Origin of the sequence: Limnothrix sp. FACHB-406 (assembly GCF_014698235.1) — a bacterium.
Classification (GTDB): domain Bacteria; phylum Cyanobacteriota; class Cyanobacteriia; order CACIAM-69d; family CACIAM-69d; genus CACIAM-69d.
On record NZ_JACJSP010000010.1, the window covers coordinates 119,973 to 133,888 of the forward strand.

The 13,916-nt window shown below is 57.1% G+C and carries 12 protein-coding genes; 11 read left to right on the forward strand and 1 reads right to left on the reverse strand.

All coding sequences use genetic code 11. The features are described from left to right. The first annotated feature begins 102 nt into the window (after positions 1-102). The 9 genes from bioB (at position 103) to H6G53_RS11640 (ending at position 9,956) form a co-directional block, all read left to right on the forward strand. Positions 103-1,218 carry a biotin synthase BioB gene (gene bioB, locus H6G53_RS11600; protein WP_190526590.1) on the forward strand — a complete coding sequence of 372 codons (1,116 nt, stop codon included), beginning with the start codon at positions 103-105 and terminating at the stop codon, positions 1,216-1,218. A gap of 139 nt (positions 1,219-1,357) precedes the next feature. Next, a complete protein-coding gene (locus H6G53_RS11605) occupies positions 1,358-1,915 on the forward strand; it encodes a biotin transporter BioY (RefSeq protein ID WP_199291359.1) in 558 nt (185 codons plus the stop codon). Between the two features lie 124 nt (positions 1,916-2,039). Continuing rightward, positions 2,040-2,519 carry a signal peptidase II gene (gene lspA / locus H6G53_RS11610; protein WP_190353670.1) on the forward strand — a complete coding sequence of 160 codons (480 nt, stop codon included), beginning with the start codon at positions 2,040-2,042 and terminating at the stop codon, positions 2,517-2,519. A 173-nt stretch (positions 2,520-2,692) separates the two neighbouring features. After that, complete coding sequence (locus tag H6G53_RS11615; protein WP_190353480.1) at positions 2,693-3,523, forward strand: thioredoxin domain-containing protein; 831 nt, start codon at positions 2,693-2,695, stop codon at positions 3,521-3,523. After that, positions 3,524-5,287, forward strand: a complete 1,764-nt coding sequence (locus H6G53_RS11620) for an N-acetylmuramoyl-L-alanine amidase (protein ID WP_242030672.1) — start codon at positions 3,524-3,526, stop codon at positions 5,285-5,287. It begins immediately after the preceding gene. 161 nt (positions 5,288-5,448) lie between these two features. Next, positions 5,449-6,096, forward strand: coding sequence for a TetR/AcrR family transcriptional regulator (locus tag H6G53_RS11625; RefSeq protein ID WP_242030671.1), 648 nt, complete (start codon positions 5,449-5,451; stop codon positions 6,094-6,096). A 284-nt stretch (positions 6,097-6,380) separates the two neighbouring features. Continuing rightward, on the forward strand, positions 6,381-7,928 hold the full coding sequence (locus H6G53_RS11630; RefSeq protein ID WP_347343074.1) for an efflux RND transporter periplasmic adaptor subunit: 1,548 nt from the start codon (positions 6,381-6,383) through the stop codon (positions 7,926-7,928). 91 nt (positions 7,929-8,019) lie between these two features. Next, the gene (locus H6G53_RS11635) at positions 8,020-9,282 is read left to right on the forward strand and encodes an ABC transporter permease (RefSeq protein WP_199309219.1); all 1,263 of its coding nucleotides are present in this window, start codon (positions 8,020-8,022) and stop codon (positions 9,280-9,282) included. Positions 9,283-9,293: 11 nt separating this feature from the next. Continuing rightward, positions 9,294-9,956: an ABC transporter ATP-binding protein gene (locus H6G53_RS11640; RefSeq protein WP_190526592.1), complete on the forward strand. Its 663-nt coding sequence runs from the start codon at positions 9,294-9,296 to the stop codon at positions 9,954-9,956. A gap of 300 nt (positions 9,957-10,256) precedes the next feature. On the opposite strand, the gene H6G53_RS11645 is transcribed toward H6G53_RS11640, so the two are convergent. Continuing rightward, complete coding sequence (locus H6G53_RS11645) at positions 10,257-11,432, reverse strand: RNA-guided endonuclease TnpB family protein (RefSeq protein WP_190533078.1); 1,176 nt, start codon at positions 11,430-11,432, stop codon at positions 10,257-10,259. A gap of 82 nt (positions 11,433-11,514) precedes the next feature. On the opposite strand from H6G53_RS11645, the gene H6G53_RS11650 reads away from it, so the two are divergent. After that, on the forward strand, positions 11,515-13,026 hold the full coding sequence (locus H6G53_RS11650) for an AAA family ATPase (protein WP_190533081.1): 1,512 nt from the start codon (positions 11,515-11,517) through the stop codon (positions 13,024-13,026). Positions 13,027-13,254: 228 nt separating this feature from the next. After that, on the forward strand, positions 13,255-13,746 hold the full coding sequence (locus tag H6G53_RS19270) for an SH3 domain-containing protein (protein ID WP_190353476.1): 492 nt from the start codon (positions 13,255-13,257) through the stop codon (positions 13,744-13,746). Positions 13,747-13,916: the final 170 nt, after the last annotated feature.

Sequence of the window (13,916 nt, forward strand, 5' to 3'; positions counted from 1 at the left end):
CTGTGCTGATGACCGGCTCCGAATATGGATCTGGCGCAATGGATCTGGTGGTGGATGGGGCCGTTGGGGGTTCTTTGGGTTTCTTTGTTGGAGGAGTCAGCCGTGGTTCAAGCGCTTCCGTCTTCGGTTCGATCGGCCACCCCTTGGCAGCCGTCTGCTGTGTCTGAGGGTCTCACGGGTGCGGTGCTCGGCCAGTGGTTAGATCAATTAGCCGATCGAGTCATTGCAGGCGAGGCGATCGATCGAGCCACGGCCCTGATCCTGACCCAAATTGATGATCAGGCAGATATTTTGGCCCTTTGTGCCGCCGCCGATCGCGTGCGCCAAGCCCGCTGCGGCAACGTGGTTGATCTGTGCAGCATCGGCAACGTGAAATCCGGTTCCTGCTCGGAAAATTGCTCCTTCTGTGCCCAGTCGGCTCATCACCCCGGTCAGGAGTCCCCGATCTATGGTTTGCGGACTCCCGAGGAAATTTTGGCCCAAGCCAAGGCCGCCGAAGCCGCCGGAGCCAAGCGCTTTTGTCTGGTGAGCCAAGGGCGCGGCCCCAAGTATGGCGGTCGCCAGGAAAGCGAATTTGAACAAATTCTGGAAACGGTGCGGCAAATTATTGCGGAAACCAACATCAAGCCCTGCTGCGCCTTGGGCGAAGTGAATGCGGATCAGGCCCAAGCCCTCAAGGAAGCGGGTGTGACGCGCTATAACCACAACCTGGAAGCGTCGGAGGCCTTTTTCCCGAACGTGGCCACCACCCATAGCTGGCAAGACCGCGTTGCCACCATCAAAACCCTGAAAGCGGCGGGCATCCAAGCCTGCACCGGGGGCATTTTGGGCATGGGCGAAACCTGGGCAGACCGGGTGGATTTGGCCCTGGCGCTGCGGGATTTGGAGGTGGAATCAATTCCGCTGAACCTGCTGAACCCCCGAGCTGGCACGCCCATGGGCGATCGCCCCAAGCTGGATCCCTACGAAGCGGCCAAGGCGATCGCCATTTTCCGGATGATTTTGCCCGATCGCATCCTGCGCTATGCGGGTGGCCGAGAAGTGGTGATGGGTGAGCTGCAAGCCCTGGGTCTGAAAGCCGGGTTGAACGCCATGCTGATTGGCCATTACCTGACCACCATGGGCCAACCCCCCGAGAAGGATCATGAAATGTTGGCGGAATTGGGCCTGGTGGGTGGCGAAGCGCCCGTCGTTGGCGCAACGGCCGCAACGATTTAAATGAACGATCGGGTTAAGTGAACGATCGGGAGTGCGATCGCCCGGAGGGTGACCCCGGCGGTTGCGCTCCCTTGGGCGTTAATGGGGTATTCATAGGGCGTTGATGGGGCGTTAATGGGGCGTTAATGGGGCGATCGTCATGCGCCTAGAAACCTTGCTGTGGGCGGCCATCGGGGTCTTACTCTCGATCGCCGCCTCCTTTGTGGAAGTCTTCGTGCCCACGGCTCCTTGGGATTGGCTCCAAGAGGGGGTGCGGGTGGTGTCTTTGGGCACGCGCTACCAAGTGGCGGCATTGCTGCTGGTGGCCTGCTTGGGTGGGGGCACGGCGGCGGCCCTCTCGCAAATTGCCTACCTGCTGTTGGGGTTGGCGGGGTTGCCCATCTTTGAAGGGGGCGGCGGTTGGCAATATATCCAAGAACCCAGCTTTGGCTATCTCTTGGGCTTTGTGCCGGCCGGTTGGCTCTGCGGGCGCTGGGCCTTTTTGGGGCCGCCCAAGGTGGAGCAGTTGGCGATCGGCTGTGCGATCGGGTTGGTGGTGCTCCATGGGGTGGGGCTGTTGTATGCCATGGCCCTGCGAGCCAACGAATTTGAGGCGATCGCCACCACCTACTCCCAAGCGGTTTTGCCGGGGCAACTGGTGGCCGCCTGTGCCGCCGCCACGATCGCTTCAGTTTTTCGACATCTCGTGTTCTACTGAAAGTTGGCGATCCTGCGGGCATCCCATCACCCCCAGAGAACCGCCACCGTTGAATTTTGTGGATAGTCCGGTGCCAGAGTCTCGATCCAAACCGATTCCCGCCTGGGCCAAATCCTGTGGCCGCCTGGTCTCCAAGAATGGCTGGTTTTGGGTGGTGGCCGTTGCCAGCGTCGGGGTCGATCGCATCACCAAAGCCTGGGTCGCCAGCACCTTCGCCCTCACGATTCCGCCCCAGACCATCCCGCTGATCCCCGGTTGGTTTCACTTCACCTACGTGGTCAACTCCGGCGCGGCCTTCAGCCTGTTCCAGGGCAGCGGCTGGCTGCGGTGGCTCTCGTTGGCGGTCAGTGCGGCCCTGATGGCCCTGGCCCTGGGCAGCCCGCGCATGAACCGCTGGGAACAGTGGGGCTATGGGTTCGTGCTGGGGGGCGCATTGGGCAACGGAATCGATCGCTTTGCCCTGGGCCATGTGATTGATTTTCTGGATTTCCGGCTGATTCGGTTCCCGGTGTTTAACCTGGCGGATGTGTCGATTAATGTGGGCATCATTTGTCTGTTGATTGCCATGTTGCAACGACCCGATCGCCCCAACACCGCCGACTAAGGAACTGGCTAATGGCCTCCCCTATCCGTCTTTGCGGGGACAGATCATGGCCCCAGGGCAGCGCTTGGGTCGCTGATTGGGTCACCCTGCCCCCGTCTGGTCGTCTGCGCCGCTGGCCGTTGCTCCGTTTGTTTTTTAATCGCTCTCAGGATCTTTCATTTAGGCTCAGGCCCATGCTCAAGGCATTCCAGACCCTCCAAACCCTTTTTCAAACCTTCTTTCAAACCCTGGCCCATTGGTTGTTTCGGGCATCCTCCCTGCGCTTTTGGGCCGGAGCCGGAGCCTTAGCCCTGTCCACCACCGTCTTCTTGGTGGCTTGCCAGCCGATCGCCCTGTCCGCTGGGGGCAATGTGGATGCGGACTTTGAAGCCAAAGTGCTGGACGTGATCCGCAAAAATCCGCAAGTGATTTTGGAATCTGTGGCGGACTATAACCAACAGCAGTCCCAAAAGCAGCGGGAATTGCGGCAAAACTTCGCCCGCGATGCCAAATCTGACCCGAAAAAGGTGATTGGCAATTCTCCCACCCTTGGCAAGGGACGGGTGCTGTTGGTGGAGTTTTCCGATTTTCAATGTCCCTACTGCGGTCGGGCCTTGGCTCCCCTGAAGCAGTTCATGGAGGACTATCAAGATCGGGTGATTCTGACCTTTAAGCATTTCCCCCTCACCAGCATCCATCCCCAGGCGGTTCCCGCTGCCCAGGCCGCTTGGGCTGCCCAGCAACAGGGTAAGTTCTGGGAATATCACGATGAACTGTTTGCCAACCAATCGCGCTTGGCCGATGGCTTGTATGGGGAATTGGCTAAGAAGTTGGGATTGGATTTGAACCGATTTGAGCGCGATCGCAACAGCGAGGCGGCCAAAAAAGCCGTGACCGCCGATGCTGAGTTGGCAGAAAGCTTGGGTTTGGAAGGCACTCCCACCTTTTTGATGGCCGGTGAACCGGTGCAGGGTGCGCCCAGTCCTGAGGCGTTCAAGGCCGCCTTTGAGCGGGCCAGCAAGTAAATGAGACCGTGGGAACTGGGGGGCGCTTCCCAACTGATGGTGGGGGCGATCGCGCCGTTGCTATGGGCGGGGGTGGCGATCGCCCAGCCGGCCCCCAGTTCCTCGGAATTACGGTTGGTTTATCCGCCGGAGGGTCATCAAACCTCGAGCGATCGCATCTTTTTTCTAGGCACTGCGCCACCCACCGGTTCGGTCACGATCAATGGCCAAGGGGTGAATCGCAGTGCCTTTGGGCATTTTGCCCCCAGTTTTCCGCTGCAACTGGGCCCCAACCGATTTGAAATCCGCTGGGGCGATCGCACGGAAATTCGCACGATCACCCGCATTTCCAATCAGCCGTTGTTGAGCACACCCCTGGCCACCCTGGAGCCGATGGCCGATTGGGGCTGGCCGATCGGGGAGCCAATTTGCCTGCGGGTGACGGGGCGGCCCAACTTGACCATTGATGCGCGGGTGGCGGAACGGACGTTTCCGATGTTGCCCCGCCCATCCGCTGGATCGCCGTTACCCAATTCTTCGGTACTGACGGGCAGCGATCCCCCGCCACCATCGTTGACCACCTATGAGGGCTGCTTCACGCCCGATCGCCCCGATGATTGGGGTCAGGTGCGGTTTTACATCGATGGCGAAATGCCCATGACCCCTCGCGGTCGAATCACCATTTGGCCGCGCGATCGACGCGATCGGGCCCGGGTGACGGTTCCTTGGGGCGTGGCGCGCACGGGCCCCAGCACTGACCACAGCCGCCTCACCCCCTTGCCCCAAGGCAGCCAAGCCACCATCACCGGCCGCCAGGGCGATTGGTTGCGCCTTGGCTATGGGGCTTGGATCCAGGCCAGTGAAGTGGCGATCGAACCCAGCTCCACTCCCCTGCAAGCGGTGGTGCAAGGGATTCGGGCCCAAAATCAGGGAACGGCCGTGGAAGTGCAGTTGCCCCTGAGCGAGCCGGTGCCCGTGGAAGTGCGCCAAGAGAATCAAGACTTGGTGCTGACGCTGCATCAGGCGATCGCCCAAACCGATACCGTCTTTTTGCAACGCAACCCGGCCATCAGTCAGCTTACTTGGCAGGTGTTGCCGGGAAATCGTCTGGAATATCGGGCCCGGCTCGCCACCGCCCAGGCTTGGGGCTGGACTCTGCGCTACGAAGGGAACACCTTGATCTGGCGAATTAAGCATCCGCCCGTGCGATCGGGGCGATCGCCCCTTTCGGGGATCACGATTTTGCTGGATCCGGGCCATGGGGGCCGGGAGCCGGGCGCGATTAATGCGGCCGGCATCCCCGAAAAGACTCCCAACTTGCAAACCAGCCTGAAACTGCAAGCGGCCTTGGAGCGACGCGGGGCGCGGGTGGTACTGACTCGATCGACCGATCAAGATTTGCCCATTCCCGATCGCCTGGCCCAAATTGCCGAACTGGAACCGACGATCGCCCTCTCGGTGCACTACAACGCCTTGCCCGACGATGGCAACGCCGAAACCACCCAAGGGATCGGCATGTTTTGGTATCACGCCCAAGCCCAGGACTTGGCGCAGTTTTTGCATGACGAGCTGACCCGCCGACTTGATCGCCCGTCCTATGGTGTGTTTTGGGGCAACCTGGCCCTGGCTCGCCCCACGATCGCCCCCTCCGTGTTGATGGAACTGGGCTTTATGAGCCACCCCACCGAATCCGAGTGGATTACCAATCCAGCCGAGCAGGATCGGTTGGCAGAGGCGATCGCCGCGAGCTTAGAAACCTGGTTCGATCGCCTCGCACCGAACTGAGCGAAGATCCGTCAGTCATCACTCGTCGTTCATCTCCGCAAGCTAGGCGGGTGCGATCGCCCCTGGGGTCTTGACGATGGTTGGGGAATTGTTCAAACTATTGAGTAAGTAAGTGCTTACTTTTTATGCCTCGCCCACCCAAAATCACCAACGAAGCTATCTTGACTGCCGCTCGTCAGGTGTTTTTGGAGCAAGGCGTGAAGGCTTCAACGGTGGAAATTGCCCGACGCGCTGGCATTTCGGAAGCCTCGGTGTTTAAACGGTTTCCTACCAAGCAAGCCCTGTTTTTTGCCGCCATGGGGGTGACTGAAACGCCCGACTGGGTGAAGCGCTTGTCCGATCGCCAGCCCACCGCCAACATCAAAGCCGAGTTGACGGAAATCTGTGGCGAAATGTTGGCGTTCTATCAAGAAGGCTTGCCACGGGTGTTCATGATGATGGCGCAAAAAAAAATGCCTCATCCGCCCCACTCCCCCAACTCACTACCGCCCCCGGCACGCGATAGCTACATGCTGGCGGCGTTTTTGGAGCGGGCCGTGGCGAGGGGCTGGTTGCGGACGATCGACTCGATGGCGCTGGCTCACCTGCTCGTGGGCAGCATCATCAACTATGTCATTGCCCATGAACTACCCCCGATGGCTCAGTCGCTGCCACAGATGCCACCCCTTGCACAAGGGCCCAAAATCCGACCAGAACCCCAACCACTCGAGGTGAAGCCAAACAGCCGGATTGAACCATCGCAGTTTGTGGCCAGTCTAATTGACATCCTGTGGGCGGGCATCACACCAGAGAGCCCACCAACGAGCTAAGAGGAGGGCGATCGCGTTTTCGGCTTCCGATCGCCACCCCATCTTGGGCAAGGAATTGAGCATTTTCAAGGCAATTTTTTTTGCTCAATTAATAAGTAAGTACTAACTTTTGATGAACGTCCGTCCCCGACCAACCGCTCAAAACGCTTTGCGATCGCGCTTAATCCCAAGGCGATCGCTCAAGGATTCCGCCACGATCGCTCCATCTACTCCTTGACGATTCAAGGCCGTGATTTAGGCCGGCCCTCAGACAGTCCCCCAGCACTTATCTGGAGAACCCGATTGTGTCCAACGTTTTATCCAATCTCCGTTCTAGACTTGTTCGGCTGTCCGGCGCTGCCAACCTCCTTGGCAACCAGCCCACCGCCACGCCTCAGCCCACTGATCGCGGGCGCTGGCTCAAGTGGGGGCTGCCGCTTGTGCCGCTGCTGCTGTTTGGTGGGGGAAATGTGGCGGCTCAACTGACGGGGGGTGCGCGCTCAACCACAGTGATGTTGACGCAGCCGGTGCGCCGCCAAACCGTGACCGTGACGATCGCCGCCAATGGGACGATCGCGGCGGAGCGATCGATTAACCTCGGCCCCAAAACGGCAGGCATTGTCAAAGCGCTGCTGGTGAAGGAGGGCGATCGGGTGCGTCAGGGCCAAGTGATCGCTTTCATGGACGATGCGGATTTACAAGGCCAGCTCATGCAGCGCCAGGGTCAGCTCGCCCAGCAGCAAGCGAACTTGGCGCGGTTATTGGCGGGCAATCGCCCCCAAGACATTGCCCAAGCGGAGGCCCAACTGGCAGAGCGTCAGGCCCAGCTACAAATGTTGCGATCGGGGAATCGCCCCCAGGAAATTGCCCAGGCGGTGGCGCGATCGCAGCAAGCCCAAGCCACCCTCAAGCAGCGCGAGTCCGACTACCAGCGCTATCAGGAACTCTTTCAGGATGGGGCGATTTCGGCTCAGACCCTCGACCAAAAACGCACGGACTATGAGGTGGCGCAACGACAGGCGATCGAGGCGGCCCAAGCCCTGGCACTCCAGCAGGCCGGCAATCGCCAAGAGGACATCGCCCAAGCGATCGCCCGCGTGCGTCAACAGCAACAAGCCGTTGCGCTGCTCAAAGCGGGCAGCCGTGTGGAAGATATTGCCCAAGCCAAGGCCCAAGTGCAGTCGGCGCGCGGCGATTTGCGATCGATTCAAACCCAACTGCAAGACACCAAAATCACCGCTCCCTTTGATGGAATTGTGATTAAGAAATATGCCGACGTGGGTTCGTTCGTTAGCCCATCGGTCGCGGGCGGCAGCGAATCGGCCTCTTCTTCTTCAATTTTGATTTTGGCCAGCGATCGCCAAGAAGTGGTGGTGAATTTAGCGGAGGCGCAAATTCGGAATATTCGCCTCAATCAGCCTGTGAGTATTCAAGTCGATGCCTTTCCTGGTCAAAAATTTCGGGGTCGCGTTGCTCGAATTGCCCCGAAGGCAACGGTCTCGCAAAATGTGACGAGCTTTGAAGTTTACATTGCGATCGATGATGCCCGATCGAACCAGTTAAAAGCAGGCATGAATGTCGAAGCAGAATTTGAAATTGGGCAACTTGCCAGTGCTTTACTCGTGCCTAATGCGGCTGTGGTACGCCGAGCGGAGGGTGAAGGTGTCTATATTTTAGGAGCCGATCGTAACCCGGTTTTTCGCAAGATTGAAACGGGTTTGACAGTCGAAGGCTCCACCGAAGTGAAGACCGGGTTACAGGGCAATGAGCAAGTCTTAGTCAGCCCGCCCAGCAATTTGGATTCTGGCTCAAAAGGTTTCAGTATTCTGCCCAAAGCCCCACCGCCTCCCTAGGATTTTTGGCTGCAATTTTGACTGCTGAAATTCGGTCGGTCTGAACTAACCGATCGGGACTGATCCTATCCAATGGCTGGTGAATGTTGCCATGACCCAAGCAAAGCCTAATCGCTTCACAATTTCGGCGATCGACATCATGGAAATGGCGATCGAATCCCTCTGGAATAACAAGCTCCGCAGCGCCTTAACCATGTTGGGGGTGATTATTGGGATTTCATCGGTGATTTCCATTACCTCGATCGGGCAGGGCGTGCAAAAGTCCACGGAAGACAGCATTCGCGGCCTCGGCACCGATGTGTTGCAAGTGATGTCTGGTTCGGCGAAAAGTGGTGGCGTGGTGCAAGCCATGGGATCGGTGAGCACCCTCACCTGGGAAGATGCCAAGGCGATCGCCCAGCAAGCCCCCTCAGCCACCGTCGTTGCAGCTTATTTACAACGGCCTGTGCAGGTGGTTTTCAATCAAACCAACACCTCCACCACAGCCTATGGCGCAGATTTGAGCTTTCCAGATGCGCGCAATACCTATCCGCAAGTGGGACGTTTTTTCCGCCAATCGGAACTCGATGAAACGGCTTCAGTGGTGGTGATTGGCCCCACAGTGCAGCGGAATTTGTTTCCGGCGGATATCGATCCCATTGGTCAAAAAATTCGCATTCGCGGTGAACTATACAAAGTGATCGGCGTGATGGAGGCTAAGGGTTCCCAGGGGCCGCAAGATCGCGATGATGCGGTTTATATTCCCCTAACTACCATGTCAGCCCGCACGATCGGTAGGAATGCGCTGACAGGCATTTCTGTGAATGGGATTTTTATTAAAAGTCAGCATGAATCGCAGTTAGAAACTCTGAAATTTCAAGTCACCAATATTTTGCGATTGCGCCACAAAATCATGTCGCCCGCCGATGATGATTTTCGCGTCACCAACCAGGCTGATATCCTCAAAACCTTGACCACCATTTTGGGATTACTCACCACCACCATTGTGGCCGTTGCGGCGATTTCTTTGGTGGTGGGTGGCATCGGCATCGCCAATATTATGTTGGTTTCGGTGGTGGAACGCACTCGCGAAATTGGGGTTCGCAAAGCGATTGGGGCAACCGATCGCGCCATTCTCAGTCAGTTTTTGGTGGAGTCCGTCACCATTTCTGTCCTGGGCGGCACGATCGGGATTGTGTTGGGCATTGGTGTCACCGTGGTGGCGGCTACGGCTTTTCAGTTTGCCTTGGTGATTTCGGGGGGTGCTGTGGTAGTCGGGTTTGGGCTGTCCACGCTGGTGGGCTTGGCGGCGGGGGTAATTCCTGCTCGTAACGCTGCCCAACTCGACCCAATTACTGCCCTCCGCAGCGAGTGAGGTAATTCCCCATGATTACGCTCCAAAACATCACCAAAACCTATCAACTGGGCGAAACCAGCGTGCCCATTTTGAAGGGCATTGATTTGGACATTCCCGCCAATGACTACTTAGCGATCGTGGGGAGTTCGGGTTCAGGCAAATCAACTCTGATGAATATTATTGGTTGCCTCGATCGCCCCACCGAAGGAACCTACACCTTTGAAAATCGCAACTTAACTGCGCTGAATTCGACAGAATTAGCCTACATTCGCAATCAGCGTATTGGCTTTGTTTTTCAGCAATTTAATCTGTTGCCCCGCGCCACGGCCCTGGAAAATGTGATGCTACCGGCCGTCTATGCTGGCATTCCCAAAGCCGATCGCCGGGCCCGCGCCGAAGCCGCCTTGGTGAGTGTGGGGTTGGGCGATCGACTCCATAACCGGCCCAATCAACTGTCGGGGGGACAACAACAACGGGTGGCGATCGCCCGAGCATTGATCAATCAGCCATCCCTGCTGTTAGCGGACGAGCCAACCGGTGCCCTCGACAGCCAAACCACCCAAGAGGTGATGAATTTATTTGATCAATTGCATCAGCAACAAATTGCCATTGTGCTGATTACCCACGATTTGGCGATCGCCGATCGCACCCAGCGCAAAATTCAAATTCGCGACGGTTTAATTGTGGACTAGCTGATAGCAGCCCTGATCGGGTTCAACGATTTCATCCGCCACGATCCGCTAACAGTGGCGTTGGGATTTTGAGCCATTTGATAACCAACCTCAGGATTGGGCCGCCTACCCAGGCCGCAACACATGCCGCAACACATGCCGCAACACACGCCTCAACAATAGAGGCGGTATGCTGAATTGCGGGCAGAGAAGCCGTGCAAGCGCCCTAGAGCCAATTTCAGCATTTCGGACTCGGCCGCTGGCGAGTAGGTCATTAATTTGACATCCTCCCCGCCCTAAAGGAGCGGGGATTCCCAGACCTCACGATCCAGGTTTCTGCTTCATAGCACCTGCCTTCCGAGACTTGCTCTCTTCGGGTCTTACGGTCGCTCCACAGACTGAAACCGCTAGCCCAGCGGCCAAAATATTCCGTGCTGCGTTCACATCTCGATCATGGTGCATCCCACAATTCGGGCAATCCCACTCTCGAATATTGAGTGGCAGCTTTTCAACAATGTGACCACAATTCCCGCAGCGCTTGGAACTGGGAAACCACTTATCAATCTTGATCACTGATCGCCCATACCATTGGGCTTTGTACTCCAGTTGTCGAACCAATTCACCCCACCCCGCATCACTAATAGCGCGGGCTAGCTTGTGGTTTTTGACCATATTCACAACCGATAACGACTCCACCGCGATCGTTTGATTTTCACGAATCAGGCGGGTTGTCAGCTTGTGTAAATGGTCTTTTCTGGAGTCCGTGATCTGTTGATGGATACGAGCTACTTTGCGTCTGGCTTTGTCGCGATTGCGAGATCCCTTGGCCTTGCGGCTTAGGGCTTTTTGAGCCATCTTCAGACGCTTGTGGTGGCGTTTGAGGTGTTTGGGGTTGGCAATTTTTTCACCCGTGCTGATTGTGACTAGGCTCGTGATACCCACATCGAGTCCCACCGCGCTGGGGGATTTTGGTAGCGTCAAATCACGAGGATCATCAAACCGCAAGGATAGATGCCAATGCCCATTAGGACTCAATCTCACCGTGACCGTTGAGGGTTCAACACCATCGGGCAACTGTCGTGACCAACGAACCCTTAAGGGCTGATCAGACTTAGCCAAGAACACCTGTCCATCTTTCCAGCGAAATGCGGAGCGCGTGAATTCTGCACTGCCGCCATTCCGTTTTTTCTTGAAGTTTGGATACTTGGTTCTACCAGCAAAGAAATTGGTAAATGCTGATTGCAAATGCCGCAACCCTTGCTGAAGTGGAACCGAACTGACATCATTCAAAAATGCCAGATCCTCATCTTTTTTCCACGCGGTTAACATGGAAGATGTTTGAGCGTATCCGATCCGTTCTTGACGTTCATACCAGGCTTGCGTCCGTTCTGCCAGCGCCCGGTTGTAAACCAATCGCACGCACCCAAGTGTTTGTCGCAACAGCAACTCTTGCTCGGGTGTTGGGTAGAAACGATATCGATAAGCTTTTTCCGCCATGTCTTACACTGTATCAGCTAGAATGTAAGATTTCGAGCAAATCCGCCCTAAAAGGGCGGGGTTTCAGACCCTTTTCTTTTTGATGAATTTTTTTCAGGAATTTTCGCTGCTATTGCGGGCCCGTTATCCGCTGATTTATATCCCCACCGCCGAAGAGGAGCGGGTGGAAAAGGCGATCGCCCAATGTGCCCAAAGCCAGGGCAATCGTGGGATTTATGTTTGGGATTTTGTGGAAGGCTACAGCGGCAGTCCCAATGATTTGGGAGCAGCTAAGCGCAATCCGCTGCAAGCGCTGGAATTTTTGGAAAAATTTCCCGATTCAGCGGCGGGAGTCTTTGTGTTACGGGATTTTCATCGATTTTTGGATGATATTGCGATCGCCCGCAAATTGCGTAACTTGGCCCGATCGCTCAAGGCCCAACCCAAAAACATCGTGCTCCTTTCCCCGCAGGTGCAAATTCCCGAAGACCTCAGCGAAGTGCTGACAGTGTTGGAATTTCCCCTGCCCGCCGCCGATGAACTGCGCCAAGAGGTGCAACGGCTAGCGACCGCCACGGGCCAAACCTTGGAAGGACGAGACTTAGAAGACTTAGTGCGATCGAGCCAAGGCCTCTCGCTCGATCGGGTGCGGCGGGTGTTGGGCCGGGCGATCGCCCAAAACGGCAACCTGCCCCCCGAAACCATGGATCTGATCCTGGAAGAAAAGCGCCAATCGATCCGCCAAACCCAAATTTTGGACTTTTGCCCCGCCACGGAACAAATGTCCGACATTGGCGGCCTAGACAACCTGAAAGCCTGGCTCCTGCGGCGTGGGGGCGCATTTTCAGAGCGGGCCCGCCAATACGGCCTGCCCCATCCTCGGGGGCTGTTGTTGGTGGGGATTCAAGGCACTGGCAAATCCTTGACGGCCAAGGCGATCGCCCACCATTGGCACTTGCCCTTGCTGCGGTTGGATGTGGGGCGTTTGTTTGGTGGCTTGGTCGGTGAGTCTGAATCCCGCACTCGCCAAACCATTCAGCTCGCGGAAGCCCTCGCCCCCTGCATTCTGTGGATCGATGAAATCGACAAGGCCTTCGCCGGATTGGGCAGCAAGGGCGACGGCGGCACGGCCTCGCGGGTTTTTGGCACGTTTGTCACCTGGATGGCGGAAAAGCAATCGCCGGTCTTTGTGGTGGCCACGGCGAACGATATCCAGTCCTTGCCGCCAGAACTGTTGCGAAAAGGGCGATTTGACGAAATCTTTTTTGTGGGATTGCCCAGTCAGCCGGAGCGCCGCGAAATTTTTGAGGTGCATTTAAGCCGACTGCGTCCCCACAATCTCAAAACCTACGACCTCGATCGCCTGGCCTACGAAACACCGGACTTTTCCGGGGCCGAAATTGAACAGGCGATCGTGGAAGCAATGCACATTGGCTTCAGCGAAAACCGCGATTTCACCACCGATGACATTGTGGCCGCCGTTAGCCAAATTGTGCCCCTGGCTCGCACGGCCCGCGAGCAAATCGAAGCGCTTCAGCAATGGGCGGCCGCGGGCAAAGCGCGGTTAGCATCCCGATCAACCACCTTAGGCGGCTTGTCTTCTTTCTCGGGCTAATTCTGGATTGATCGGGCTGAATGGGCTGAACAAGCTGCATTAGCCAAATTGGCCGAATTTCCGCCCTGATCAGAACGGGTTCTAGGGGAAAATACGGGCTGAATCGCAGGATATCCTGGCTAGATAGCTGACTGGATATCTGGCTAAATCTCTGGCTAGATAGGCTGACTAGATATCTGGGCTAAATCTCTGGGCTAGATAGGCTGGCTAGATATTTTGGACGGGTTGGTGGTTGATCCTCATCGGGAGTCGCAAACGATCGTGCGTTGGCTGTGGAAACTATTGCGCGGGCTGGTCAGCCTCATTAGTGGTATCGCGATCGCGATCGCCTTTTTGGCTGCCGGAGGGGTGATTGCCGTTCGCTACATCGTCACCCAAATTGCCACGGCCCCGCCACGCCCCAGCTTTGCCAACGATCCCAAACCCGGCGCGGTGGTGACCCCGCCCCCACCGCCCAGCAGCGCGGTTGCCCCAGCCCCAGTTTTGCCGCCGCCGTCGCCCTTGCCCCCCGGTGCTTATCGGGCCCGGGTGACCCAACCGATCGGGCTGGTGTTGCGATCGACTCCCAATCGATCGGGCGCAAGGCTGGGCAGTGTGGACTACAACGATCGGGTCATTGTCTTGGGAGACAGTCCCGATCGACGTTGGCAGCGGGTGCGCCTGGGCGAAAGCGGCCCCGAGGGCTGGGTTCGCAGCGGCAACACCCGCCGACTGGATTAACAAGTTTGATTAACGAGCTTGATGCACCATCCCAATCAACAAACTCCATTCACCAAGTTCTAGTAGCGCGGCTGCCTTGACGTGATATGCCAAGTCAACTGACTGTTATCGCCACCAAATCGTTAGGCAGCAAGGGGCTTAAGCCCCTTGTTATCACGACTGCCTTTGCC

Coding starts and splice junctions, on each gene's coding strand:
- H6G53_RS11640 (WP_190526592.1), top strand. CDS start 9,294: ATGATTACGCTCCAAAACATCACCAAAACCTATCAACTGGGCGAAACC.
- H6G53_RS11650 (WP_190533081.1), top strand. CDS start 11,515: ATGAATTTTTTTCAGGAATTTTCGCTGCTATTGCGGGCCCGTTATCCG.
- H6G53_RS11605 (WP_199291359.1), top strand. CDS start 1,358: ATGCGCCTAGAAACCTTGCTGTGGGCGGCCATCGGGGTCTTACTCTCG.
- H6G53_RS11645 (WP_190533078.1), bottom strand. CDS start 11,432: ATGGCGGAAAAAGCTTATCGATATCGTTTCTACCCAACACCCGAGCAA.
- H6G53_RS11615 (WP_190353480.1), top strand. CDS start 2,693: ATGCTCAAGGCATTCCAGACCCTCCAAACCCTTTTTCAAACCTTCTTT.
- H6G53_RS11635 (WP_199309219.1), top strand. CDS start 8,020: ATGACCCAAGCAAAGCCTAATCGCTTCACAATTTCGGCGATCGACATC.
- H6G53_RS11620 (WP_242030672.1), top strand. CDS start 3,524: ATGAGACCGTGGGAACTGGGGGGCGCTTCCCAACTGATGGTGGGGGCG.